The sequence below is a fragment of the Streptomyces sp. A012304 genome (assembly GCF_026008495.1).
Classification (GTDB): domain Bacteria; phylum Actinomycetota; class Actinomycetes; order Streptomycetales; family Streptomycetaceae; genus Streptomyces.
On the sequence record NZ_BQUN01000141.1, the window covers coordinates 1 to 291 of the forward strand.

1 pseudogene is annotated in these 291 nt (G+C 64.9%); it reads left to right on the forward strand.

The features are described from left to right. Positions 1-291, forward strand: a pseudogene (locus tag ALMP_RS34675) (ABC transporter substrate-binding protein); the annotation flags it as partial.

The window sequence follows — 291 nt, forward strand, 5'->3', positions numbered from 1 at the left end:
ATGCGCCGCCAGTTCCAGGGCTACGCCATCGCCAAGGGCGCCGCCAATGTGGACAACGCCTACAAGCTCATGGACTTCTCGCTGCGTGCCGAAAGCCAGGCTGCCCTGGCCAAGGCGTTCCCGTCGAACCCGTCCTCTCCGCTGGCCTACGAACAGCTCACCGAGGAGGAGCGCAATGCGCTCGCGGGTGCGCCGAAGTACTACGACAAGGGTTTCGACGCGGATGTCGACTGGTGGCTGAAGAACGAGGCGGCCGTCACCAAGCGCTGGTTGGAGTGGGCTCGTGGCTGA